Source organism: Macrococcus animalis, from assembly GCF_047425875.1.
In the GTDB taxonomy this organism is placed as follows: Bacteria; Bacillota; Bacilli; order Staphylococcales; family Staphylococcaceae; genus Macrococcoides; species Macrococcoides animalis.
The window spans coordinates 585536-610763 of record NZ_CP179727.1 but is presented as its reverse complement, the minus strand read 5'-3'; the positions used below and the strand labels follow the sequence as shown (position 1 = coordinate 610763).

The following is a 25228-nucleotide window of genomic DNA, read 5'->3' as shown; positions in this document are numbered from 1 at the left end:
AATTAAATAAATTTTAAAAAATTTTATTCGTATGTGACATTGTTGATAATTTTTTTGGAGTACTTCATTAATTTCTTGTATTCTTCCGTATTAAGTTGACTAGCATCAAACATTTTAATAGGTACTTCAAGTAATTCTTGTACTAACGAGTGTCCTTCGGTTGTTAATTGAACCATTACAACACGTTCGTCAGATTCACTACGATGTCTTGCTATGATGCCACGAGATTCCATCTTCTTTATTATAGGCGTAATGGTTCCTGATTGAAAAGCTAGTCGTTCACCTAGTTTGAGTACAGGCATAACTTTTTCTTCATGCAAAACCATTAAAACGAGGTAGTGTTGATAACTCAGTTGATTTTCTTTTAACATATAACGATTATAGAATTTGATAGTCTCACGTTGCGCAAGATACATTTGATAATCAATTGTGTTTGTTAGCATAAAAGCTCCTTGTTTATGTTGTGTAAATAATACATATATTATATCACTTTTAAACTAAGAAATATAATGAATTTATCTTAGTTTACTTATCTGCATGAAAAAAATACAGTTCAAATGTGAACTGTATTTTCTGAAGATTAAATTCCTTGTCCAAACCCAAAGCCATAATATAAAATCGCGATGATTGCTACTAATACTAAGCGATAAATTGCGAATGGGATTAATTTAATTTTATTTATTAAATCTAAAAATAGCTGAATGGAAAGAACGCCAAAAATAAATGCGGCAATAAAACCAACAATATAAAACATAATTTGATTGCTTTCTATATATTCAATGTTGCTGATTAAACTCTTTGCACTTGCAGCAAACATAATCGGTACAGCCATAATAAAAGTAAAATCACTTGCTGCCTTATGATTCATTTTAAGTAGAACCCCAGTAGAGATTGTAGAGCCTGAACGTGAGAAGCCTGGCCAAAGTGCTAAACATTGTGCAATACCAATAATGATTGCATCCTTGTAGCTAATTTCATCTACCGTTTTTAAATTAGGTGCTTTCTTAGCATATAAGTCTGCTGCGATCATAAGGAATGCTCCGAGAGCTAATCCGATTAAAACTGTAGGTACTGAGAATAAATGTTCATCAATAAAGTCATCGAATAATAGACCCATAATTCCTGCAGGTAATAAACCTAAAAAGACATGTAATAAATTTAACTTTTTCCCTGATGGATGTGGTGTTTTATCTTTCTCAAGATGAAACATTTCTAAGAAACGATGGCGGAAAATCCATGCTGCCGCAAAGATTGATCCGAGTTGGATGACTATCTTGAATGTATTTGCTGATTCTTGACTGCCTAAAACTTCTTTCGTTTGCAACCACATATCATCAACTAGAATTTGGTGACCAGTAGAGGATACAGGGGCAAATTCAGTTAATCCTTCAACAATCCCAAGGATAAGTGCTTTTATTAATTCAAAAAATTCCATGCGTGAACCACCTTTTATTTACTTTTTAAATTCTTTAAAATTATAGCATAACAAAACAAATTTCACTATTTATACTTAAGATATGATAAGTGCTATAATGCATACAAGGAGGGATTATGTGAAATTTTTAACACAATTAACGAAACCCTATATCATTATACATATATTGTTTTTTATCCTTAGTATTGCGCTCAGTTGTATCATAATAGCCCAAAGTTTAGAAATCGGAAAAGTCATTGATTTTATTTTAACAAAAAATAAAGTGAATCTCTCTCAGACTTTAGTTGTAATTCTAATGATACTTATCGCAAGAAGTATCATTCAATCGTCACTAAAGTATTTGGGACATTTATTAAGCAGTAAGATTAAAGTGAACTTAAGAAGTAGGTTGTTATTTAACAAAAGAGAAGTTGGCGAGACAATGAACTTAAGCCAGCAAGGTGTAGAAGGGATACACCCGTTTTTCGCAGACTATTTACCACAAGTATATAAATCAATGATGATTCCATTATTAATCATAGTATTCTTATTTAAATTTCATTATCAAACGGCATTAATTATGTGTATAACAGCACCATTTATACCAATTTTCTATATTATCATAGGCATTAATACTGCGAAGAAAGCTACGGAGCAAATGTTAAGTTTAAATCATTTTTCAAATTACTTCTTAAACGTAATGAAAGGAATTATGACCATCAAATTGTTTAGGTATGATGACGGAGCAATGCAGAAAATTGAAGATTACTCTGTGCAATATAAGGATAATACGATGAAAATCCTAAAAACAGCATTTTTGTCAACGTTAATGCTTGAATTTGTATCGATGTTATCAATTGGGATTATCGCTTTAGAAATAGGGCTATCATTAATCGTATTTGAATCCGTTTCATTTTATGTTTCTGTTGTCGTACTAATGCTTGCACCAGAATTTTATAATGCATTAAAAGACTTAGGACTTGCCTTTCATACTGGGAAACAATCAAGTGGTTACGGAGAACTCATTGAAGCGTCATTAGACGAAGACGATAAAAGTACGGAAATTTCATATCATAAAGATGAAGTGATTGATTTGAAACAAGTAAGTGTGACATATGCGGATAGTGAGTATACATTATCTGCAAACACCACCATTCCAATTCAATCATACGTAATTGCAGGTCCAAGTGGTGCAGGGAAATCCACATTCGCTAAGGTATTGGCAGGTTTACAATTTGCAACAGGGCAAATAAAACTTCCAGAGCGTTTTAAAGATAACACTGTCTATTTATCGCAACATCCTATTATTTTGAACACGACTATTATGAATAATATTACAATGTTTCAAGATGTAGATGAAGCGGTTGTATATCAATATGCAAAGCAACTTGGGCTACATGATTTATTTATGGCAATGCCAAATGGCTATGAAACAATACTTGGTATAGGTGAAAGACAATTGTCGGGTGGGGAAGCGAGAAGATTAATGCTACTTCGTGTGTTCGTTCAGCCGAAAGCATTCATAATATTTGATGAACCAACAGCAATGCTTGATATTAAAAGTGAAACAATAATAAATCAAGCGATTGAACAACTTAAAGCAACGAGTACAGTATTTATTATTGCTCATAATCAGCACACGATAGAATCAGCTGACCACGTCATTATTGTTAAGGAAGGTACTGTCTCGGTACACGATAAAGTATCTTTAAGGGAGGTGTTATAGTGCGCTATATTTCGGATAAGACGAGAAAGTCACTTGTTATCTCAATCATTATTGGGACAATCGGAGGATTAACTGCTATTGGTATGTTCAGTTTAAGTGGTTTAATGCTATCCAAAAGTGCCTATAAAGTACCACTTTATACATTAATGACACTTGTTGCCACTATAAAACTATTCGGTGTTATTCGTGCGATTTGTAAATATTTTGAGCGTTTAATAAGTCATGAAGCAACATTTGAAATGTTGAAAGAAGTACGTGTAACGACAGTACGCAATTTACTAAATAATTTTATTAAAATTCAAACTGAGTATCAGTTATCGACTTTATTAAATAGAACGGTTAATGATATTGAGAAACTTCAGAACCTTTTATTGCGTGTCATTTATCCACCTACAATTGCGATAGTCACGACAATCGTAGTAATCTTTATCTACTTACAATTTAGTCTGTATGCTGTAATCGTATTATGCATTTCGATGTTCATCTTAACAATACTTTTACCAATGTTGGCAACACGATTTTTAAAAGGGATAGTACATCAGAAAATTCATGCAACAAAGCAATTTGAAGCGCATTTATTAGATTATCATTTATCTGAAGAAGCTTTGGTAGTATTTGATCAATGTAATGTATACCAGAGACAATTAAAATTAAAACAACACGCTATGGAACAAATGATTAATAAAGAAAATCGGATTATAATAATATACGATTTCTTGCTTAATTTTATTGCAATGGTATCAATATTCTTAACAATTTTTGTAATGATGTATGATCCGACGCTTGATATCCTAATGTATTTAAGTATGGTGATGGTTGCTATAACTTTATTTGAGATGAGTATCCCGATGATTCATTATCCATATCATAAAGTAGAAACAGACCAATCAGAGTCACATTTAAATGAACTAAATCAAACGATAAATTATGAAGTAGTGAATGAAGCTATTGAGACGATTGAACTTGTAGATGTAAATATTGATGAAAGACTTTCAAATATTAATTTGAAAGTAAATCGTGGTGATTTTATTGGAATCGCTGGACCAAGTGGTGCAGGGAAATCTACATTATTAAAAGTTATATTAGGCTTAGAGAATGTAAGAAATGGGTATTACGTAAATGGAAAAGCAATTCAGACACCTGCAAATATGCTAGACTGTTTTAATGTTATGGAACAAGAAAATCACTTTATTAATGGCACAGTATCTGAAAATATGTTTATAGAAAAGAATAAAGATGTTGTATTTGATAATAGTAGGTTGAATCAATTATTAAAACACTTCAACCTACCTTTTACAAGCGAGAGCGAAGTCCATTCGTTTGGAGAAAATTTATCCGGTGGTGAGAAGAAGCGTTTACACTTTATACGTATGATTTTACGTGATCAACCCGTGTGGATATTAGATGAGCCGTTTAATGGAGTAGATAAAGTGAATCAAAAGGTTATGCTCGATTATTTAAATCAATTGAATAATAAAATGATTATTCTTGTCTCGCATGATTTAACTGTATTTAATGGTTGTGATAGGCTTTATTTAATTGAAAAGGGATCAATTGTAGAAGCAGGAGAGATTGATTTATTGCATCGTAAAGGTTCACAGCTATATGCATTATATCAAAAGCAATTATTATCAATATAAAGTAAACTTATGAGCAAAAACTTTTAGTTAATTGATTCATGTTCGTTGTTTATAAAAAAATACTATTTATATTAAATTTTAATCATCTTTTGTGATATGATAAAGAATATAAGAGGAGGCACGCGATGAATAAAATTGCATGGGTTACAGACACAGCATCTGGTTGTAAAATTGGTGAAAAAGATACATTTGTAGTACCAATGGGTGTCATATTAAATGAAAAACATTATCAAGATCAAGAAGAACTTTCTATAGAAGAATTCTACAATTTGTTAAAGGAATACGGTGATGGTGCTAAAACATCTCAGCCGAATTTCCAAGCAATACACGATGCTTTTCATAAAATTGAAAATGAAGGATATACTCATATTATTGCAATACTTCCTTCAAGTAAATTAACAGGTTCATTCCAAAGTTGTGTTATTGCTAGTCAAGAAGTAAAAGTTAAATCTTTTGTTATTGATAGTAAAATTGGTAGTTATCCAATGAGAGCAATGATTGAAGCGGGCAAAGAGATGAATGAGGCTGGAGAATCAATAGACACGATAGTTGAAACGCTTAAACAATATGCTGAAGATGCTGTACTTATCTTAAATCCTAAAAACTTAAATCAAATGAAGAAAAGTGGACGCGTGTCTAAAACACAAAGTATTATGGCAGGATTATTAAATATTCACTTGGTTTTACAATTTGAGGATGGTAGTATTTATCCAATTGATAAAGTACGTACAAAGAAAAAAGTTATCGACGCAGTAAAGAAACATGTAGAAAAGAATATTAATGAATTTAAACCAAAAGAAATATGCGTCGTTTATGGTGGAGATCAAGAAGAAGCAAATATATATGTCGAATGGTTAAAAGAAAAATATACAGATATTAATATCGTAAGTGAAATTTTAGTACCTGTAGCGGGGGTTCATTTAGGATACGGAACGATTGGTATTTCATGGATTAAAAGATAAAAAAAAACCGAGCATAAACGTAGGCGTTTGTGCTCGGTTTTGTTTATTTATCCATGTTCTCGTAAACTATGAATTAGTTTATTTAGTAGTTTTGCGAATTCATCATATTCTTCGTCTGTGAATTCGGATGCATCTCTTAAAACTTCAGTAGCATTTTCAAGTTGTGGTTGCATTGCCTTACTTTTATCAGTTAGATGCACGAAAACTTCACGTTGATCGAGCTCTGAACGAACACGTGTAATTAATCCGTTTGTTTCCATACGTTTTAGTAAGGGTGAGATTGTACCTGTATCTAATGATAATTCTGTAACTAACTTCTTCACATTTACAGGAGAAGATGCCCATAATGTTTGTAATACAAGATATTGAGGATAGGTAAGATTATATTGCTTAAATATTTTGTTTGAATAATATCGGTTTACTTGTCTTTGAGCGTTGTATAAGCTAAAACAAAGTTGGTTGTCTAGCTTGAAGTGTTCTGTCATTTTGTTCCTCCTAAGTATGTATGCTAAACAATTTATGTCATGTTTTTGTATACATCTAAATATAAGTATACTCTAAATTAACGAAATAACCTAATATGTTCTTAATTAACATATTATATTTATAAACATTTTTCAAGTTCATTTACAATCTTATTGTATATAAAATGGTAATATGTTCAAAGGATGATTTTAGTTGCATGATAGAATGAAGATTAGACGTATTGAATTAGACAATTATGGAGATGAGGCTTTTGGAAAAAAATAAAAAAATGCAAATACTTATTATTAGTGGATTTCTTGGAAGTGGAAAAACCACACTCTTAGAACAGATAATAAAACAAAATAAAGATAGAAAAATTGCTATTCTCATGAATGAATTAGGTGGATTTAATGTCGATTCGAAAATTTTAGGAAATGATACACCATATAATGAATTATTAAATGGTTGTATTTGTTGTGATTTGAAGAGTGATGTTGCGATTCAAATCAATGATTTATATCATCGTCATCAACCAGAAGTAATTATTATCGAAGCAACGGGTGTTGCACATCCAGTAGAAATATATGATGCTTGTACAGATCCAACTGTAACGAAAATTGCTGAAGTACAAAATATAACGACGATTTTAGATTGTTCACGTTACTTAGACCGTAATCAGTTATCGCAAACGACACAACGATTAATGGAAGAGCAAGTAAAGTATGCTCATATTGTCATATTAAACAAGATTGATTTAATTACAGCTGCTGAAAAAGAAAGTATTATTGAAAGTATTAAATCAATCAATCCTAAGAGTAAAAAAATTGAAACAACGTATTGCGCATTAGATACCGAGGTACTTGAATTGTACGGAGAACGTATTCATGAGCATCAAGTTATGAATCACGGTATTCAATCACTCGTTTATGAATTTAATGGTGCCATTGATGCACGACAATTTGTGAATTGGTTAAGGCAATTACCAAATGACATTTTAAGAATAAAAGGATTCATTAAATTTAGAGAAAATCCTCAACAAGTGGTATTATTTCAATATGCCTATGGTATTCCGCAATATGAGGAAGAAATAATGAATTTGCCACTGAAGTTGGTCATTATTGGTGAGGGATTGAATAAAGAAAAGATCCTAAATCAATTAGATATATTACAATTTGGATAAGAGACGGAGATGTAAAACATGAACATGTCAGAGGTAGTACAAGGTTTTTGGAGATTAAACACATGGGATTACAACAAAGAAAGTTTAAACAGACATTTGCATGAGCTGGTGGACTTGGGTGTTACAACCATGGATCACGCAGATATTTATGGTGATTACACTTGTGAAACGATATTTGGAGAAGCCTTAAGCTTAACACCAGCATTGAGACAAAAGATGCAAATCGTTACGAAATGTGGGATTGTGTTATCCTCAAAGACAATGCCTCAATTTGATTTCCACAAATATGATTATAGTAAAGCGCATATTGAAGCGTCTGTTGAAAGAAGTTTAAAAGAATTGAAAGTTGATGAAATTGATTTACTTTTATTACATCGTCCATCACCGTTACTTGATGCTGAAGTTGTTGCAGAGACTTTAAAAGGATTACAACAAAAGGGATATGTAAAGCAATTTGGTGTTTCGAATTTTAAAGCATATCAGTTTGATCATTTAAACAAGGCAATGCAAGCTGCTGGATTAACTTTAGATTATAACCAAGTTGAAGTTTCACCATTAACATTAGAAAATATTGAAGATGGCACGTTAAATCATATGAAGACTAATAATGTAGATTTAATGGCTTGGAGTCCATTAGCTGGCGGAGAAATATTTAAAACAGGTAAAGTTCAAACAGTCTTAATTGCCATTGCCGCGCAATACAATACGACAATTGATGATATTGCATACCGCTTTATCAATCATTTACCATATTCTATTCATTCAATCGTTGGCTCTCAAAATATTGAACGTACAAAAGTTGCATTAGCTTCTAAAAAGGAATCTATGACTGATAATGAATGGTTCATGATTTATACGGCTGCTTTAGGACGAGATATTTTATAAAATATCGTTATCTAAGTAAATTAATTGAGCTTAATTATTCTAAAATAACGCATGTTGTTGCTGTCGTGACAATATGCGTTTTAATTTTGACTGTTTTATGGCGTTTTCTAAAGAAAGTAAAAATTAATGAACGTTTTTGGATGAAAAAGATTGACTTTATATCAAGAAAGACATAAGATTGGGATGTATTCAAGGAGGGGATAACGTTGCTTACGATTAAAAGACATGAAACCATCCTTAATCTTTTAGATGCACATGATGTGATTTCGTTACAACTACTAATGGATGTAACGGCAAGTAGTGAATCAACCATTAGAAGAGATTTATCAACATTAGAAAATGAAGGCAAATTGATACGCATACACGGTGGGGCAAAAAAAATTACAGAAAAACATCGTGATATTGCATTTTCAATCAAATCAACAACAAAAGTTGAAGAAAAAAATGCGATTGCTAAAATCGCAGCATTACAAATTAAAGATCATGATTGTATTTATTTAGATGCAGGAAGTTCAACACTTGCAATGATTCCATATTTAAACCAGCAACATATTACTGTTGTTACAAATGGTGCGACACACGTGCCGAAACTGGTCGATTTAGGAATTGAAGTTTATATGATTGGTGGATTTATTAAGACAGATACATATGCATCAATAGGTGTACAAGCAATTGAAAATATAAAAAAGTTTAGATTTGATAAAGCGTTCATGGGTGCAAATGGTATTCATGAAGTGCACGGTTTAACAACACCGGATTTGGAAGAAGCTTATATTAAACAAATTGCAGTGAATATTGCACAGAAATCATTTTTTTTATTAGATGATTCGAAGTTTGATGAATACACATTCGCCAAGATTTGTGATTTAGAAAAAGATAAAACAATCATCATTACCAATGCAGATGATACCAAGACAAAACCATTCGAAAAATACTTGCTATAAAGGAGAACATATGATTTATACAATTACTTTAAACCCGTCAATTGATTACGTCATGTTTACTGAAAAATTTGATTTGGGAGGTTTAAATCGTGCGACTTCCACACACAAATTTGCAGGTGGAAAAGGAATTAATGTATCACGTGTATTAAAGGCTTTAAACGAAACTTCAACAGCTTTAGGTTATATCGGTGGTTTTCCTGGAGACTTCATAAAGAAAGAATTAGAAATTTCAAATATTAACACCGACTTTATTCAAGTTGATGAAGATACACGAATTAATGTGAAGCTTAAAGGTAATACAGAAACAGAAATTAATGCACCAGGACCAGAAATTAAGCCAGCACACGTAGAAGCACTACTCAATCAAATTAAAGCACTAACAAAAGAAGATTATGTGATTATAGCCGGCTCTGTACCAAAGTCATTACCTGCAGATATATATGCGACTATTGCAGAGATTTGTACGCAAAAATCAATTCCATTTGTAGTAGATGCAGAGAAATCATTACTCATACAAACGTTACAACATCAACCTGAATTTGTTAAACCGAATAAAGTAGAACTTGAGGAAATGTTTGATGTTACCATCAATAATGATCAAGATACGATTGATGCAGCGCGTAAATTAATGACGCAAGGTGCAAAGAACGTACTTGTTTCACTTGGTGGAGAAGGTGCGATTCTTGTAACCGCTACTGATTGTTATAAAGCAACTGTACCATCGGGAAAAGTAATAAATACGGTAGGATCTGGAGATTCAACTGTAGCCGGAATGGTTGCTGGATTAGCACAAAATAAATCATTCGATGAAAGTTTCAAACAAGCAGTATCATGTGGAACAGCAACAGCATTTACTGAAGATTTAGCAACAAGCGAACAAATCGCTGAAATTATAAATAATGTAACAATAACTAAAATAGAAGGAAAATAGGGGTGTAAATATGAGAATAACAGATTTATTAAAAGAGTCTACTATCGCAATGGATTTATCAGCAACAACAAAAGACGGTGTCATTGAAGAGTTAGTAGATACACTATTTAATGCTGGTGTATTAAATGACAAACAAGCTTATAAAGAAGCGATACATGCTCGTGAAGCACAAAGTACAACTGGTGTTGGCGAAGGGGTTGCTATTCCTCATGCAAAAACCGATGCTGTTGCAAAACCGGCCATCGGTTTTGGTAAGTCAATCACAGGTGTAGATTATCAGTCGCTTGATGGTCAACCTGCAACATTATTCTTTATGATTGCAGCTCCAGCTGGTGGTGCACAAACTCATTTAGATGCTTTAGCGAAATTATCAGGTATCTTAATGAATGAAGAAGTGAGAGCTCAATTATTACATGCAGCAACAGCAAAAGAAGTATTAGAAATCATAGAGCAAAACGATGAAGTTGAAACGAAAGAAGAAGTTGTATTAGCACCAACTGGAAATGCAACTGATGATAATTTAGTATTAGCTGTTACAGCATGTCCTACAGGCATTGCGCATACTTATATGGCAGCAGATGCTTTGAAAAATCAAGCGAAAAAAATGGGTGTACCGATTAAAGTTGAAACAAATGGTTCTGGTGGAATAAAAAATCGATTAACAGATGAAGAAATTGCTCGTGCTAAAGGTATTATCGTAGCAGCGGATGTTAATGTTGAAACTAACCGTTTCCACGGAAAAAATGTAATTATGGTACCCGTAGCTGATGGTATTAAACGACCAGAAGAATTGATTAACATGGCACAAGATGATTCAAGACCTTTATTTGAAGCAAAAGGTGGAGCTGCTAAAACTTCTGGTAGCAAAGAGAAAAAAGGTTTTTATAAACATTTAATGTCTGGTGTATCGAATATGTTACCTTTCGTTGTGGCGGGTGGTATTTTAATGGCCTTTGCGTTCATGTTTGGTATTACATCATTTGATCCTAAAGCAGACGATTATAATCAATTTGCTGAAGCATTATGGGCAATCGGTAACAAATCAGCATTCGCATTAATGGTACCAATCTTAGCTGGATTCATCGCAATGAGTATTGCTGACCGTCCAGGTCTAGCACCTGGTATGGTTGGTGGTATGTTAGCAGTCAGTGGTGGATCTGGATTCTTAGGCGGTTTAATCGCCGGTTTCTTAGCGGGTTACTTAGTTGAAGGTATTAAAAAATTATTAAGTGGTATGCCTCAATCTTTAGATGGTTTAAAACCAACGTTATTATTCCCGTTACTAGGTGTAGCCAGCACTGGATTATTAATGTACTATGTTGTTAATCCACCTGCAAGTTGGTTAAATAAATTAATGGCAGATACATTAAATAGTATGAACGGTACAAACATTGTAATTCTTGGATTAGTATTAGGTGGCATGATGGCAATCGATATGGGTGGTCCATTCAATAAAGCATCATACGCATTCGGTTTTGCAGCAATTGAAGCGGGTAATTACGCGCCAATTACAGCAGCAATGATCGGTGGTATGGTACCACCATTAGCAATCGCTTTATCTATGATTATTTTCAAAAACAAATTTACAAAAACACAAAAAGGTTCATTATTATCAAACATCGTTATGGGATTATCATTCATTACTGAAGGTGCAATTCCATTTGCAGCAGCAGATCCTGCTCGTGTAATTCCGTCAATGATTGCAGGAAGTGCTACAGCAGGTGCGTTAGCAATGGCATTCGGTTGCCGTGTACCTGCACCACATGGTGGTATCTTCGTTGTAGGTTTAGATAAAGGTCACTGGCCAATGTTCTTATTAGCATTAGCAGTTGGGGTTGTCGTTTCAGCAGTAATTTATGGATTACTTAAAAAGAAACCAACTGAAGATGAGTTAATTGAAGAAGCAGAATTAGTATAAAATGTATTAATCAAAAGGACACTTGAGTATTCTCAAGTGTTCTTTTATTTTTAAAAATAAAAAAATATTTCCCGAGTAATATTAAGAGATTAATAAAAAATTATTGATTTCATGGTATAATATATTGATTAAAGGGTATGTTTAAAACATATAATAATGCTACATTAAGAGAACGGATGATCAACATGTTATACTATAAAACATATATTAAAGATGAAAACGCGCCGTGGGTAACTTTCATTCACGGTGTAGGTGGAAGTTCGACGATTTGGTTCAAACAAATTCGTTATTTCAGAAAGTACAACAATATTCTACTTGTTGACTTACGTGGACACGGAAAGTCAACGGCAGTCGTTTGGGATAAAAAAGATTCATTTACGACACTTTCTGCGGAAGTAATTGAAGTATTAGATGCTCTAAATATTAAAAAAACTCATTTAATAGGAATGAGTTTAGGGACAATTGTATCTCAAACTATTGCAAATAATTATCCAGAACGTGTTCAATCACTTGTATTGGGTGGAGCTATAATAAATATTGATATTCGTACGAAGTTTTTACTGATGATAGGTCGTTCATTAAAGAATTTTGTGCCTTATATGTTATTGTATAAGTTTTTTGCTTATATTATAATGCCACGAAAAGAACATGAGGAATCACGTTTGGCTTTTATAAATGAAGCTAAAAAAATGAGTCAAAAACAATTTATTAAATGGTTTAGCCTAACTAAATTAATCAATCCTTATCTAAGTCACTTGCAAGTTTCAACAAAGTCTGTCCCAACACTATTTGTAATGGGTGATGAAGATTACTTATTTATTCCGCCAGTAAAGAAAGTTGTGAATGATTATAGTAATTTTGGTTTAGAGATTATAAAAAATGCTGGGCATGTTTGTAATATAGATCAGCCAGATGCGTTTAATGATATTAGTCGAAAGTTTATCACTCAATACTCATAGTTTTTTTGAAGACTCCTTTATCGCACAATGGAGTCTTTTTGTGTTAAAATAATCCTAGTCTTTATATTTTCACTCAGGAGGTGACTACCTTTGGGAAGGTCATAAAATTACAACAAGAATATATCAATATTAATTATAAATTTTTATCAAAGCATTGTGACTTTAGTAGTCACCATATATTAACCGGAGGTGAATCCCTAGTTTTAGGGAATTAATTGGACATACAAACCATATCAAATTTATTATTATTTGCAGTTTTAATCATGTTGACAGCTTTATTCGTTGGATCGGAGTTTAGTCTGGTAAAGGTAAGAACATCAAGAATCGATCAATTAGTAAGTGAAGGAAATAGTACAGCTAAGATTGTACAGAACATGGTACATCATCTCGATTATTATTTATCAGCCTGTCAGTTAGGAATTACTGTTACAGCATTAGGTCTTGGTTGGATTGGTGAATCAACTTTCGAATCAATTATTCATCCAGTCTTACATTTATTAAACATTCCAACCGATATGAGTAAACCTATTACTGTAGGATTAAGTTTCTTTATCGTGACATTTATTCACGTTGTAATAGGGGAACTTGCACCAAAGTCTCTTGCTATTCAATATGCTGAGAAGATGACGTTAGCATTCGCTAGACCGCTATATTTCTTTGGATTTATTATGAAACCACTAATTTGGTCAATGAACGGCACGGCTCGATTAATATTAAGAATATTTGGTGTACAACCAGCAGATCACGAACAAGCAATGAGTGAAGAAGAGTTAAAGATTATTATGACGCAAAGTTATCAGAGTGGAGAAATCAACCATACTGAACTTGCTTATATGCAAAATATATTCAGTTTCGATGAACGTTTAGCAAAAGATATTATGGTGCCACGTACCCAAATGATTACATTGACTCAGCCATTCAATATCGATGAATTATTAGAAGTGATTAATGAGCATCAATTCACACGTTATCCCATTTCAGAAGATGGAGACAAAGACCATATTATTGGATTTATTAATGTTAAAGAATTTTTAACGAAGTATGCTTCAGGAGATCCTGTAAGAATAAAAGATCATATTCATGATTTACCATTAATACATGAAGTTACTAGAATTAGCGATGCATTAATCAAGATGCAACGTGAACGCGTACATATCGCACTTGTTATTGATGAGTATGGTGGTACAGCAGGTATCTTAACGATGGAAGATATATTAGAAGAAATCGTCGGAGAAATTCGTGATGAATTTGATGAGGATGAAGTGAATGACATCATAAAAACCGGTGATAATGCGTATCAAATTAATGGTCGCGTATTATTAGATGATATCGAAGAGAAGTTTGGTATTACATTCGAAGACTCTGAAGATATTGATACAATCGGTGGGTGGATGCAAGCGCAAAATCCGGATATCGATAAAGATGATTATGTTGATACTAAGTATGATAAATGGATTGTCTTAGATGCAGAGAATCATCAAATTAAAGCGGTGGCATTACATAAAGAATTTAACGCATCACGCTCTTTATTTGATGATAATGAGGATGATAAAGATGAATAACCAAACATTAAAAAGTGTATTTAGATTTTTTGGGTTTTTAGAAGGTGGGTCATTACTTTTGCTAATGGGTATTGCAATGCCCTTAAAATATTTAGCGGGTAAACCAGAAGTTGTAACGGTAGTTGGATCAATTCATGGGTTTTTATTTACGATTTATGTGATTACATTGATTTTAATGACTTTAAAAGTGAAATGGAACTGGAAATGGCCAGCAATTGGGTTGCTTGTCGCGTTTATCCCATTCGGCACATTCATTTATGATCACTATTTTGTACGTTCTAAATATTATTAAAGAGAAGAGCTGAGATGCTCTCTCTTTTTTTGGAGGCATTTATATGATGAGGATTAATAAATATTTATCTGAAGCAGGTGTTTGTTCTAGACGTGGAGCTGACAAATGGATTGAAGCAGGACGCGTAAAGATTAATGGTTCATTTGCTGAGGTGGGCAGTAAAGTTGCTGATGATGATATTGTTACAGTAGATAATAAAGAAATTAAGTTAGAAAAAGGTTACGTTTATTTAAAATTAAATAAACCACGTGGTATTACATCAACGACGGAACGTCATATTAAAGGTAACATCGTAGATTTTGTAGGACATAAAGAACGTATTTTTCACATAGGACGGTTAGATAAGGATAGTGAAGGTTTAATCTTACTGACGAACGATGGAGATATTGTGAATGAGATATTACGTAAAGAAGGTAAGCATGAGAAAGAGTATATCGTAACAGTTGATAAACCTATTACTGATGAATTTATTAAGCAAATGTCTGAAGGTGTCGAAATACTAGATACCGTGACGTTGCCAGCGGTTGTGACGAAAGTCAATGCGAAGACATTTAAGATTATCTTAATGCAAGGTTTAAATAGGCAAATTCGCCGTATGACTGAAGCCCTTGGCTACGAAGTAAAGCAATTAAGACGCCTACGTGTCATGAATATCTTAGTAGATGATTTGAAATTAGGTGAGTGGAAAGACTTAACTGATTCAGAGAAAGACGAGCTATTTAATATGCTGGGATATATACCTAAGCGATAGACGATGAATTTTGCAAGTAGGCAAGAGAACTAAGGCGCGGATTCTATAAACACAATATTAGCTACCTCGTTTGACTCTCGTCCACACCAGAGCGACACAAATCTAATTCCACTAAAAAAAGCATCCTCTCATAAGGGATGCTTTTATCACGCTAAAATAATTAATCACTAAACATATCGAAAATACCACCGATGCCACTTTCACCTGTTTGCTTACCTGTCACAGGTGCTGCAGCAAAGATGCGAGATGCAAATCTAGAGAATGGTAATGACTGAATGTAAACTGTTCCTGGACCTTGAAGTCTAGCTAAGAAAATACCTTCTCCACCAAATAATTTCGTTTTCAAACCTGGGACTGTTTGGATATCGTAGTCAACATCTCTTGTCATTCCAACTAAACAACCTGTATCCACTAATAAAACTTCCCCCGATTGTAATTGACGACGCATAATGGCACCACCTGCATGAATAAATGCCATACCATCTCCTTGTAAGCGTTGCATAATAAATCCTTCTCCACCAAAGAATCCAGCTCCTAATCGTTTTTGGAATGCAATACCTACACTTACGCCTTGTGCTGCTGCTAAAAATGCGTCTTTCTGACAAATAAATTCACCATTTACTTGAGATAAGTCAATTGGAATAATCTTACCAGGATATGGCGCTGCGAAATAAACGTGCTCTTTACCGTGACCTTTGTTTGTAAATGTTGTCATAAATAAGCTTTCACCTGTTAATGTACGTTTACCTGCAGAAAATAATTTATCCATAAAGCCACTACCACCTGAAGAAGAACCATCGCCAAAGATTGTTTGCATTTCAATTGAGGGATTAATCATCATCATAGATCCAGCCTCTGAAATCACTGTTTCATGCGGATCCAATTCGATTTCTACATATTGCATATCATCGCCATAAACTTTGTAATCAATTTCATGGTTATTCATTTTAGTCGCCTCCAATATATTTTTTCAAGTTTATTATACAAAAAAATATGATAATAAGCTTACAATAACTGCATAACTTTTGAATAAATTCATAATTAGACGTACACTTTAGCAAAAGGAGTGAATTAAATGTCTAAAACAATTACGTTAAATAACAACATTGAAATGCCAGTACTCGGATTAGGGGTATATAAAATCACAGATGATCAAATGACTCATGTCATTGAATCTGCACTTAATGCAGGTTATCGAGCGTTTGACACAGCACATTTTTACTTTAATGAATCATCTTTAGGACAAGCACTTAATAATAGTGGTATACCACGCAAAGATCTATTTATTACAACAAAACTGTGGAATGATGATCAAGGTTATGAAAAGACTAAACTTGCATTCAATAAATCACTTGAAAAGCTGGGTTTAGACTATATTGATTTGTATTTAATTCACTGGCCGTGTCCAAATGATAATTTATTTATTGAGAGCTATCAAGCGATGGAAGAGTTACATGAAGAAGGGAAAATTAAATCTTTAGGTGTAGCAAACTTCAAGCAGCATCATTTAGAAAAGTTACTTGAAGTTGCGAAAGTAAAACCAGTTGTCAATCAAATTGAGTATCATCCAATATTTAATCAAAGTGAATTACAAGCATATTGTGAGTCACAAGGTATTTTGGTTACTGCATGGAGTCCATTAATGCGCGGCGGAGTACTTTTTGAGAATGAAATCCTTAAAAGCATAGCAGAAAAATACCAAAAATCTGTTCCTCAAATTATTATTAGATGGCATATTGATAGCGGGCGTATTGTAATTCCTAAGTCAAGTAATACTCAGCGTATCCAGGAAAACTTTGATGTTTTTGAATTTGAATTAGATACAGATGATATACAAGAAATTAATCAAATCAATATTGATGCACGCCAATTTAAAGATCCTGATGAAGTAAATGTTGGAGATTTAAAAAAATAATAGTTATTGTCATAAAAAATACCTCATTAATTATATCGTCATAAAATTGATATAATTAAAGAGGTATTTTATTTATATCTTTTAGTACAATAGTTGGTGAGGTGAATAATATGAAATTTAAAAAACCAAACCAACATGGTGCTTGGGCTATGATTATTATGCCAGTACTTTTCGGTATGTTTGCAAGTTCCTTTAATATTTATCAACTTTTATTTTTTGTAGCATGGTTTATGATTTTTTTCTTTATTGATAATTTATTATTTTATGTGAAACAACGTAAGAAGAACTTTGGATATATCAAAGGGAGTCTTTTATTTCTGAGCATTGCAACGATATTACTAATTCCAGTTATATTTTATGATTATCGTGTGTTATTTCTATTTTTAGCAATGTTACCATTCGGGGCGATTAATTTATACTTTGCCTCAAAACGCAATGAACGCCATTTGCTTAATGACTTTAGTGCAATTACAATCTTCTCAATTGCAGGTATTTTAACTTTCTTTATTGGAGAGGGAGAACTCGACAACAAAATGATATATGTATTTTTAATTAGTTTTTTATACTTTGTTGGGACAACATTTTATGTGAAGACGATGATACGTGAGAAGAAGAATATTAAATACAAATATATTTCGTTTGGATATCATATATTAGGATTGATTTTAGCATTCTTCGTGCATCCATTAATTGGTTTAGCTTTCGTTCCAAGTTTAGTAAGAGCCATTGCTTTTTATGGTAAACAAATGAAACCAATGAAAATAGGAATTGCTGAAATCGCAAATGCTGTATTTATAACCTTATTTGTAGGCATATTTATTACACAGTATCTTAATTAATCCATAAAAAAAAGCCCTCAAAGGGCTTTTTTATTAACGACGTTTGTGCATCATTTGTAATACGATAGACACAATAGCGATTAATAATATTGTACCAACTAATGCTGGAATAATTGAAACGCCACCGAATTCAGGACCAAAACCTGGAATTAACCAGCTTCCGATTGAAGCTCCGATTAAACCTGCGATAATGTTACCGATTTTTCCACCTGGGATATCAGTTCCCATAATCATTCCAGCAACCCAACCTACAAGTCCACCGACGATTAACATAATAATAAAGCCCATATAATAAAACCTCCTAATAATTTAAGCTTAGAATAAAAACATATAAGCTTATTTGCTTATATTAATAGATACCCGTGACTTAAATGAATAAACATATTAATGCAATATATTTAGGATTCTTTGAATAATCGACTTTTTTTAATATAGTAAATATAACTTATACCGATGACTAAATACACAACACTGTAGGGTAGAAAGAGAGTTAACAACATATAACTTACCGCAAAAAATATTTCTCCTAATTGTTTAGGATGTTTAATATAACGATACGTATTGATAGAATCGATTTGAAACCAACGAATGGGTCGATCGACTTCTGAAAGTTGATAAAGTATTAAACCTAATATAAAAATTGACACACTTAAGTAGGCGCTTGATTGATAAAGAGATTGTTTACTTGTGAGCAATATATAAGGTATGCCTATACTAATTAATATTGCAAAAATAAAATGGAGCCAATGAAATATCGTATAAATTTGATAATGTTCGTAGTGATAATATCTTAAATAAATATGTACGACACTTGCAACGGTGACGAATAAGACAAGTGTCTTTGAGATAAAGTTGCCATTACCTATCAAAGGATAATTGATTAATGTGACAATCAAGCTACTAAAGATTATCGGGATATATGACGTTTTAAGTTCAGTTTTATAGAAATATAGAAATATTATTATGGTTATGAATATATTGAGCAATAATACTTTTTCCAATATTTCTACCTCCCTTTTTAAGCCACATAAAAGAATTATAACAAGTAAGGCGTTCAATGCATAGATTAAACGCCCTTTTTATTACTCCATAATAATGTGTGTAGTTGAGGTAAAATGTAGCAGTCATTCATCGTATTGTCTTGCATTACTTTATCAATCAGTAATTTATAACGAGTCAATAATTTTTCAGAGTGATTTTCTACAGTGTCATCTAAGTATGGATTTCCAACTTGTAAGTAAAATTTAATGTTCGGATAGCGGTGATGAATCCTTTGTGCGAATGCATAATCCTCATCATTAAAGATGACTATTTTTAAAGAAATTTTATTGTACTCCAATTGATTAATGACAAAATCCAATTGATGTATATCTTGATTCATTTTTGAACTCGGTGGTTTGGGGCTAATGGTTAACTGATCTATTTCAGTCATCCAGTGTTGAAACTTGCTGCCTTGAGTTTCAAGTGCGACCTCAACATTATTTGCATGCAGTTTTTCGACAAGTGTAGCAAAATTTTTAATGAGTGCAGGATTACCACCTGAAATTGTCACATGATTGAAGTTATGTGGTGCTAATTGTTGCAAGCGATTATAAATCATATCTGCTGTCAACATTTCAATATCGTCTTTAGCAGTTCCGTCCCAAGTGAATTTAGAGTCACACCAGTCACATTTAAAGTCACATCCTGCTGTTCGTACAAACATCGTTTTACGACCTATTACAGCACCTTCGCCTTGAATTGTTGGGCCGAAGATTTCAAGCACTGGTATTTTCATCGCACACCTCGATAAACCACGTAGCTCGTTGGTGTTTCACGTAAGAAGACTTGTAAACATTTTGGTTGATGAACAAGCGTAGATAAGTGATTGTCTATCATATCAAATATCGTTTTTGCGACAAGCTCTGTCGATGGCATTTTATCTTTTAACTCGGGTAAATCATTGATTAGAGTATGGTCGAAGGTATCATTAATAATGGTTTTGATATCTCTGAAGTTCACTAAAAAGCCCATATCGTCTAAATTGTTGCCTGCAATCGTAACATTCACAAAATAAGTATGACCATGTGTTCTACTACACACGCCTGCACGTGCATCAGGAATATAATGTGCCGCTGAAAAATTCATATCTTTATTCAGTTCGTAAACAAAGTTGTGGTCTACTTGCGGGTATAATTGTTGCATCATAGTAAATCTTCCTTTTCATTTAAGTAATCAGTTAATCCTTTGTTACGTAATATGCAACTAGGGCATACGCCACAACCGTCTGCGGGAATACCTTCATAACAAGTTAATGTATTATTTCTTATGTAGTCTAATTGACCAAGATTATCTGCTAGTTGCCATGTTTCTTTCTTATTTAACCACATTAATGGGGTATGAATTTCAAAGTTAACGTCCATAGATAAATTAATCGTTACATTAAGTGATTTAATAAAGTTATCTCGACAATCAGGATAACCTGAGAAGTCGGTTTCACAAACGCCTGTGATGATATGAGTCGCTTCAATTTGATAGGCTAATGCTGCTGCAAAGCTCATAAATAACAAATTACGGGCAGGTACAAACGTATTTGGGACGTCACTATCATGTGTAATTGTAACGTCATGACTTGTCAATGCGTTCGGTGAGAGTTGAGAAAGCAGAGACATATCTAAAATGTGATGCTTTACACCTTGCTCATTTGCGATTTGTTCAGCGATGTCAATTTCGAGCACGTGACGCTGTCCGTAATTAAATGTCACAACTTCAACCTTGCTAAAACGTTTCATAGCCCAAAAAAGACACGTAGTACTATCTTGGCCGCCACTAAAGACGACTAGCGCCTTATCGTTGTTTAATTTTTTTTCCATATTTATTCCTCATTTCAATAAAAAAAGACACCTTCCCCTAGCAAGATGTCAAACTAGTTTTTTATAGAGGGTGTGCGCTAGGAACCTCTTATTAAATTTCGTTTCTCATTATAACACATTAAAGCTATAATAAAATCATTAAATCAATAAAAGCGTTTTCTAATAAAACAGTATAAATGAGGCATTCAAATGATATTAATGATAGATCATCATGATTCGTTTACATATAACATTGTGCATTACATAGAGCAGCTTAATGAAACGGTCATCATAAAAACAATCGATGAAATCACTATAGAAGCAATTCAACAATTAAATCCGACACATATTATTTTGTCACCAGGGCCAGGTCACCCTAAAGATGCTACGTTAGCACATGATGTGTTAGATTACTTTGGAGGACACCTTCCAATTCTCGGTGTATGTCTAGGATTTCAAGTGATTATGATGCATTACGGAAATTCTATTCATGCATTAAAACCAATACATGGGCATCAAGTAGATGTATATCATGATGGCAGTATGATTTTTGAGGGATTAGCATCACCAACGAAAGTAGCACGGTATCATTCGCTTGGTTCAAAAAATATAGTCAATTTACCACTCATTCAAATCGCTTGGACAGCAGATAATATAGTTATGGGTGTGAAACACAATAAATTACCCATTTACGGTGTTCAGTTTCATCCAGAGTCAATACTAACAACTGACGGATTACAAATGCTACAGTCGTTTATTAAAGGAGCTTTATAATGAGAGCAGAATTAAATTTTAAATATATTGGCGATCAAGATAAACAGTTTCATTATCAATTGTCTAATCCGAAACGTGTCGTAAGTATTAATCACACAGAAGATGTTGAAGTCGCAATAATGGACGCAGAAATGAGTAATGACATTGTCGTAGTTATCATGCAATATGAAGCAAGTCATTTATTTGATCCGTTATTAAAAGTGAAGAAAAGTATGAGGAACGATAAACATGGTGATTTGATTAAATTGTATTATTTTGATAAAGATGATGCGTCATGTTTTAAACAAGTCAATAAAGAAGTAACATTAGAATTTGAATTTATGCATGATAAAGCGACAATCATTCAACAAATAGAAGCAATTCAAGATGAAATTAGATTAGGTAATACATATCAAGTCAATTACACAACACGTTTAACCGCGAAGAATTTAGAATCCAATTTATACTCAATTTATGAAAAGCTCTCAAAGCAACATGGACATTACACGGCATATATAGAAGATGATACGCAAACGATTGTAAGTATCTCGCCAGAATTGTTCTTTCAATATGACCTGAAATCAAAAGACATATTAACAAAACCGATGAAAGGTACAATGCCGACAAGTAATGATAAAGCAATTGATGCCAGCAATTATCAATTCTTAAATCAATCGGTTAAAGATAAAGCTGAAAATGTAATGATTGTTGATTTACTGCGCAATGATTTAAGTAAAATTGCGGCAAAAGGGAGTGTGGCTGTACCACATTTATTTACAATAGAGCGCTTTTTATCGGTATACCAAATGACATCAACGATTACAGCGAATATTGGACAATATGGATTATTCGATATCCTTAAAGCACTCTTTCCGTGTGGTTCAATAACAGGTGCACCAAAGCAATCAACGATGGGCATTATTAATGAGTTAGAAGATACACCACGTTCTATTTATTGTGGGACAATTGGATTAATTATACCGAATGAAGTGGCCATATTTAATGTACCGATTCGTACGCTTGAGTATCAACATTGCACTGATGAAATTGTATACGGAGTAGGAGGGGGTATTACAATTGATTCTATTCCAGAACTTGAATACAAGGAAATGATCGCAAAATCGAATGTGTTGAAATATATTAATGATGATAGAGAAGCTAAAATAGATCTAGAAATACCTAACGACTTCCATTTAATTGAAACGATGCGTGTTGAAAACGGAATTATTAAACGAAAAGAATATCATCAGCGTCGTTTAATCAATGCACTAAAGCATTTTAAAATTCAGTATCAACCAGATACATTGCAATCATATTTTGATCGGACTTTTGAAATGTCTCAAACAATAATGTATCGTGTGACAGTCGCGCAAGATGGTTCGGTTAATACGACAACTAAAGCACTCGGTGAAACGTCTAGTACAGGAAACTTACGACAAATGAAATGCATTACAACTGATTTTCATCAATATAAAACTTCTGTGCGTTCTCACTATCAAACAGAAAATTTAACATTATTCCACGACGGAGAACATTTATTAGAGTTTAATATCGGAAATGTTGTTATAGAGCGAGACGGTAACTACATCACGCCGAAACATGATTATATTTTAGAAGGCTGTATGCGCGCTGCCTTATTGGATGAAGGTAAGCTTGTTGAAGAAGAAATAAGATTAGAATTATTTATTAAAGAGTACAAAGAACACAAGATAAAAGTGTACATGATAAATAGCCTACGTGAGTGGGTTCCAGTTCAATTAACCTTATAATAATATATTGTTGGTTTATTAATATATTCAAAAGCGTTATAATAAATGCTAACAATGTGCAAAATCCGAAAATAGGTGATAATAATGATGAATTTACTCATGATATTGTTTCTTCTAGCAGGTCTATCGCTAATGGTTTATATAATGAATCAATATATACTTAAACTTTTTAAAGAGGATAAAACTAAAAATGCACTAACGATTCTTTACTTGACAATGGTCACGTCATTTCTAATCGTTATGTTTATCGCTTTTTGTCTCAGAACGATATTGATTGATATTACCAATATATTCTACCGATCATAAGCGGTAGATTTTTTTTACGACTTTTGACTGATGTAAAGATATTATTAATACTGTAAATTAAATGAGAAGGGAAAATGCAACCATGTCAATCATATTCCAAACAGCAGGTTTGTATACAACGATACAACAAATAGAAAATCATGAAGATGCTTCTATTTCATTAAATGGACCATGTGATACATTATCACACATATTAGGTAATGCATTAGTTGGTAACCCTGTGAATACACCAACAATTGAAATGACTTTTCAGGCACCACAGATTCACTTTATGGAGCCAACTTTAATTGCTTTAATGGGGGCCGAGTTTTATGCTTATACAGATGATAAGCGTATAATGCCAATGAAAGTGCATTTAATGGAGAAAGGTGAAACGCTTTATTTTGGACAACCGAAGAAAGGTACACGCGTATACATGGCAATTGCTGGAGGAATTCAAATTGATCAAGCGCGGTTAAATCAGACAGAAGATTATATTATTCAATCGGGTTCACGCTTTGAATTAACACGTGGGTACTCATTATTCCAAAAGAAATTATTTGAAAATATAGAGAAACGTAAAGAAGCGACATGGGGGATTGATGCATATAGTCTTGCACGTATTTATTATTCAGATGTCTTTCATTTAGAAGCGGTCAGTCAAAACTTATTGCCTAAAGAATTACAACAAGCAATGCAAGAAGATATTTATGCTGTGACAAATCGTTTTGATCGTACTGGATTCGTATTAGAAGGTAAGAAAATTGAATGTCCTTCTTGCACAGATACAGCAAATGTTAATAGGAGCGGGGCATTGCAAATATCAAATGAAGGTAATCTCATTATCTCATTAAAAAGTTTACATCAAGATAAAACATATCCACATATCGCTAATATCGCACCTTATCATTTGCCAAAGTTATCGCAAAAGAAACCAGGCTCTAAATTATATTTTAAATGGGTGTCTAAAATAGAATTAGAACGTCAACAGGAAAGTTATGTTAATTGGCTAAAGACAGTTTTAGCTCAAATTGATTTCTTACACCAAAAAGAAATGAATGTGTAGAATAAACGACTTATTAATGTCACATATTACACAAAAATGATAATTATTGAGTAAAAAGTCTTGATATTTTTCTTGAAACAGTATAAATTAATATATTGTACACAGAAATGATATTACGAATATGTTACAATATATAATAAT

The 25228-nt window shown here is 32.9% G+C and carries 26 protein-coding genes; 17 read left to right on the top strand and 9 right to left on the bottom strand.

Going from position 1 to position 25228, the window contains the following annotated elements; genetic code table 11:
• Positions 1-23: 23 nt before the first annotated feature.
• Positions 24-443 (bottom strand): MarR family winged helix-turn-helix transcriptional regulator, encoded by a 420-nt coding sequence (locus ACMGE9_RS03115; protein ID WP_414043798.1) that lies wholly within the window; start codon positions 441-443, stop codon positions 24-26.
• 137 nt (positions 444-580) lie between these two features.
• Positions 581-1435: an undecaprenyl-diphosphate phosphatase gene (locus ACMGE9_RS03110; protein WP_414043797.1), complete on the bottom strand. Its 855-nt coding sequence runs from the start codon at positions 1433-1435 to the stop codon at positions 581-583.
• Between the two features lie 118 nt (positions 1436-1553).
• Here ACMGE9_RS03110 and ACMGE9_RS03105 point away from each other — a divergent pair, with 118 nt between their 5' ends.
• The 3 genes from ACMGE9_RS03105 to ACMGE9_RS03095 all read left to right on the top strand — a co-directional run bounded on the left by ACMGE9_RS03105 (position 1554) and on the right by ACMGE9_RS03095 (position 5742).
• Positions 1554-3140: an ABC transporter ATP-binding protein/permease gene (locus ACMGE9_RS03105; protein WP_414043796.1), complete on the top strand. Its 1587-nt coding sequence runs from the start codon at positions 1554-1556 to the stop codon at positions 3138-3140.
• Positions 3140-4780: an amino acid ABC transporter ATP-binding/permease protein gene (locus ACMGE9_RS03100; RefSeq protein ID WP_414043795.1), complete on the top strand. Its 1641-nt coding sequence runs from the start codon at positions 3140-3142 to the stop codon at positions 4778-4780. Before ACMGE9_RS03105 ends, ACMGE9_RS03100 begins: the two co-directional genes overlap by 1 nt.
• A gap of 125 nt (positions 4781-4905) precedes the next feature.
• On the top strand, positions 4906-5742 hold the full coding sequence (locus ACMGE9_RS03095) for a DegV family protein (protein WP_414043794.1): 837 nt from the start codon (positions 4906-4908) through the stop codon (positions 5740-5742).
• Between the two features lie 47 nt (positions 5743-5789).
• On the opposite strand, the gene ACMGE9_RS03090 is transcribed toward ACMGE9_RS03095, so the two are convergent.
• The gene (locus ACMGE9_RS03090) at positions 5790-6227 is read right to left on the bottom strand and encodes a MarR family winged helix-turn-helix transcriptional regulator (protein WP_414043793.1); all 438 of its coding nucleotides are present in this window, start codon (positions 6225-6227) and stop codon (positions 5790-5792) included.
• A gap of 251 nt (positions 6228-6478) precedes the next feature.
• Between ACMGE9_RS03090 and ACMGE9_RS03085 the strand changes: the two genes are divergently transcribed.
• From ACMGE9_RS03085 to ACMGE9_RS03045, 9 genes are all read left to right on the top strand, one after another.
• Entirely contained in the window at positions 6479-7387 is a 909-nt protein-coding gene (locus tag ACMGE9_RS03085; protein ID WP_414043792.1) for a CobW family GTP-binding protein, read from the top strand.
• Between the two features lie 18 nt (positions 7388-7405).
• Positions 7406-8272: an aldo/keto reductase gene (locus ACMGE9_RS03080; RefSeq protein ID WP_414043791.1), complete on the top strand. Its 867-nt coding sequence runs from the start codon at positions 7406-7408 to the stop codon at positions 8270-8272.
• Positions 8273-8478: 206 nt separating this feature from the next.
• The gene (locus ACMGE9_RS03075; protein WP_414043790.1) at positions 8479-9216 is read left to right on the top strand and encodes a DeoR/GlpR family DNA-binding transcription regulator; all 738 of its coding nucleotides are present in this window, start codon (positions 8479-8481) and stop codon (positions 9214-9216) included.
• Between the two features lie 10 nt (positions 9217-9226).
• Complete coding sequence (gene pfkB / locus ACMGE9_RS03070; protein WP_414043789.1) at positions 9227-10147, top strand: 1-phosphofructokinase; 921 nt, start codon at positions 9227-9229, stop codon at positions 10145-10147.
• 10 nt (positions 10148-10157) lie between these two features.
• Positions 10158-12065, top strand: a complete 1908-nt coding sequence (locus tag ACMGE9_RS03065; RefSeq protein WP_414043788.1) for a fructose-specific PTS transporter subunit EIIC — start codon at positions 10158-10160, stop codon at positions 12063-12065.
• Between the two features lie 185 nt (positions 12066-12250).
• Positions 12251-13024 carry an alpha/beta fold hydrolase gene (locus ACMGE9_RS03060; RefSeq protein WP_414043787.1) on the top strand — a complete coding sequence of 258 codons (774 nt, stop codon included), beginning with the start codon at positions 12251-12253 and terminating at the stop codon, positions 13022-13024.
• 215 nt (positions 13025-13239) lie between these two features.
• Positions 13240-14586, top strand: a complete 1347-nt coding sequence (locus ACMGE9_RS03055) for a hemolysin family protein (RefSeq protein ID WP_414043786.1) — start codon at positions 13240-13242, stop codon at positions 14584-14586.
• Positions 14579-14878, top strand: a complete 300-nt coding sequence (locus ACMGE9_RS03050) for a DUF3817 domain-containing protein (RefSeq protein WP_414043785.1) — start codon at positions 14579-14581, stop codon at positions 14876-14878. The genes ACMGE9_RS03055 and ACMGE9_RS03050 overlap by 8 nt, the downstream gene beginning before the upstream one ends.
• Positions 14879-14924: 46 nt before the next feature.
• On the top strand, positions 14925-15629 hold the full coding sequence (locus ACMGE9_RS03045; protein WP_414044438.1) for a pseudouridine synthase: 705 nt from the start codon (positions 14925-14927) through the stop codon (positions 15627-15629).
• 160 nt (positions 15630-15789) lie between these two features.
• Here ACMGE9_RS03045 and ACMGE9_RS03040 read toward each other — a convergent pair whose 3' ends face one another.
• Positions 15790-16575, bottom strand: coding sequence for a TIGR00266 family protein (locus ACMGE9_RS03040; RefSeq protein WP_414043784.1), 786 nt, complete (start codon positions 16573-16575; stop codon positions 15790-15792).
• Between the two features lie 129 nt (positions 16576-16704).
• On the opposite strand from ACMGE9_RS03040, the gene ACMGE9_RS03035 reads away from it, so the two are divergent.
• Positions 16705-17544: an aldo/keto reductase gene (locus tag ACMGE9_RS03035; RefSeq protein WP_414043783.1), complete on the top strand. Its 840-nt coding sequence runs from the start codon at positions 16705-16707 to the stop codon at positions 17542-17544.
• Positions 17545-17654: 110 nt separating this feature from the next.
• A complete protein-coding gene (locus ACMGE9_RS03030; protein WP_414043782.1) occupies positions 17655-18383 on the top strand; it encodes a YwiC-like family protein in 729 nt (242 codons plus the stop codon).
• Positions 18384-18416: 33 nt separating this feature from the next.
• Here ACMGE9_RS03030 and ACMGE9_RS03025 read toward each other — a convergent pair whose 3' ends face one another.
• The 5 genes from ACMGE9_RS03025 to queC form a co-directional block, all read right to left on the bottom strand.
• Entirely contained in the window at positions 18417-18671 is a 255-nt protein-coding gene (locus ACMGE9_RS03025) for a GlsB/YeaQ/YmgE family stress response membrane protein (protein ID WP_414043781.1), read from the bottom strand.
• Between the two features lie 110 nt (positions 18672-18781).
• Positions 18782-19384, bottom strand: coding sequence for a hypothetical protein (locus ACMGE9_RS03020; RefSeq protein WP_414043780.1), 603 nt, complete (start codon positions 19382-19384; stop codon positions 18782-18784).
• A 65-nt stretch (positions 19385-19449) separates the two neighbouring features.
• Entirely contained in the window at positions 19450-20160 is a 711-nt protein-coding gene (queE, locus tag ACMGE9_RS03015; RefSeq protein WP_414043779.1) for a 7-carboxy-7-deazaguanine synthase QueE, read from the bottom strand.
• Positions 20157-20567, bottom strand: coding sequence for a 6-carboxytetrahydropterin synthase QueD (queD, locus tag ACMGE9_RS03010; protein WP_414044437.1), 411 nt, complete (start codon positions 20565-20567; stop codon positions 20157-20159). The genes queE and queD overlap by 4 nt, the downstream gene beginning before the upstream one ends.
• Positions 20567-21235 (bottom strand): 7-cyano-7-deazaguanine synthase QueC, encoded by a 669-nt coding sequence (queC, locus tag ACMGE9_RS03005; protein WP_414043778.1) that lies wholly within the window; start codon positions 21233-21235, stop codon positions 20567-20569. The genes queD and queC overlap by 1 nt, the downstream gene beginning before the upstream one ends.
• A gap of 189 nt (positions 21236-21424) precedes the next feature.
• On the opposite strand from queC, the gene ACMGE9_RS03000 reads away from it, so the two are divergent.
• From ACMGE9_RS03000 to ACMGE9_RS02990, 3 genes are all read left to right on the top strand, one after another.
• Complete coding sequence (locus ACMGE9_RS03000; protein ID WP_414043777.1) at positions 21425-21988, top strand: anthranilate synthase component II; 564 nt, start codon at positions 21425-21427, stop codon at positions 21986-21988.
• Entirely contained in the window at positions 21988-23736 is a 1749-nt protein-coding gene (locus tag ACMGE9_RS02995; protein WP_414043776.1) for a bifunctional chorismate-binding protein/class IV aminotransferase, read from the top strand. The genes ACMGE9_RS03000 and ACMGE9_RS02995 overlap by 1 nt, the downstream gene beginning before the upstream one ends.
• A gap of 388 nt (positions 23737-24124) precedes the next feature.
• On the top strand, positions 24125-25087 hold the full coding sequence (locus tag ACMGE9_RS02990; RefSeq protein ID WP_414043775.1) for an allophanate hydrolase subunit 2 family protein: 963 nt from the start codon (positions 24125-24127) through the stop codon (positions 25085-25087).
• Positions 25088-25228: the final 141 nt, after the last annotated feature.

Coding starts and splice junctions, on each gene's coding strand:
- ACMGE9_RS03095 (WP_414043794.1), top strand. CDS start 4,906: ATGAATAAAATTGCATGGGTTACAGACACAGCATCTGGTTGTAAAATT.
- ACMGE9_RS03040 (WP_414043784.1), bottom strand. CDS start 16,575: ATGAATAACCATGAAATTGATTACAAAGTTTATGGCGATGATATGCAA.
- ACMGE9_RS03080 (WP_414043791.1), top strand. CDS start 7,406: ATGAACATGTCAGAGGTAGTACAAGGTTTTTGGAGATTAAACACATGG.
- ACMGE9_RS03090 (WP_414043793.1), bottom strand. CDS start 6,227: ATGACAGAACACTTCAAGCTAGACAACCAACTTTGTTTTAGCTTATAC.
- ACMGE9_RS03035 (WP_414043783.1), top strand. CDS start 16,705: ATGTCTAAAACAATTACGTTAAATAACAACATTGAAATGCCAGTACTC.
- ACMGE9_RS03065 (WP_414043788.1), top strand. CDS start 10,158: ATGAGAATAACAGATTTATTAAAAGAGTCTACTATCGCAATGGATTTA.
- ACMGE9_RS03000 (WP_414043777.1), top strand. CDS start 21,425: ATGATATTAATGATAGATCATCATGATTCGTTTACATATAACATTGTG.
- queE (WP_414043779.1), bottom strand. CDS start 20,160: ATGAAAATACCAGTGCTTGAAATCTTCGGCCCAACAATTCAAGGCGAA.
- ACMGE9_RS02990 (WP_414043775.1), top strand. CDS start 24,125: ATGTCAATCATATTCCAAACAGCAGGTTTGTATACAACGATACAACAA.
- ACMGE9_RS03025 (WP_414043781.1), bottom strand. CDS start 18,671: ATGGGCTTTATTATTATGTTAATCGTCGGTGGACTTGTAGGTTGGGTT.
- pfkB (WP_414043789.1), top strand. CDS start 9,227: ATGATTTATACAATTACTTTAAACCCGTCAATTGATTACGTCATGTTT.
- ACMGE9_RS03045 (WP_414044438.1), top strand. CDS start 14,925: ATGAGGATTAATAAATATTTATCTGAAGCAGGTGTTTGTTCTAGACGT.
- ACMGE9_RS03110 (WP_414043797.1), bottom strand. CDS start 1,435: ATGGAATTTTTTGAATTAATAAAAGCACTTATCCTTGGGATTGTTGAA.
- queD (WP_414044437.1), bottom strand. CDS start 20,567: ATGCAACAATTATACCCGCAAGTAGACCACAACTTTGTTTACGAACTG.
- queC (WP_414043778.1), bottom strand. CDS start 21,235: ATGGAAAAAAAATTAAACAACGATAAGGCGCTAGTCGTCTTTAGTGGC.
- ACMGE9_RS03060 (WP_414043787.1), top strand. CDS start 12,251: ATGTTATACTATAAAACATATATTAAAGATGAAAACGCGCCGTGGGTA.
- ACMGE9_RS02995 (WP_414043776.1), top strand. CDS start 21,988: ATGAGAGCAGAATTAAATTTTAAATATATTGGCGATCAAGATAAACAG.
- ACMGE9_RS03030 (WP_414043782.1), top strand. CDS start 17,655: ATGAAATTTAAAAAACCAAACCAACATGGTGCTTGGGCTATGATTATT.
- ACMGE9_RS03050 (WP_414043785.1), top strand. CDS start 14,579: ATGAATAACCAAACATTAAAAAGTGTATTTAGATTTTTTGGGTTTTTA.
- ACMGE9_RS03115 (WP_414043798.1), bottom strand. CDS start 443: ATGCTAACAAACACAATTGATTATCAAATGTATCTTGCGCAACGTGAG.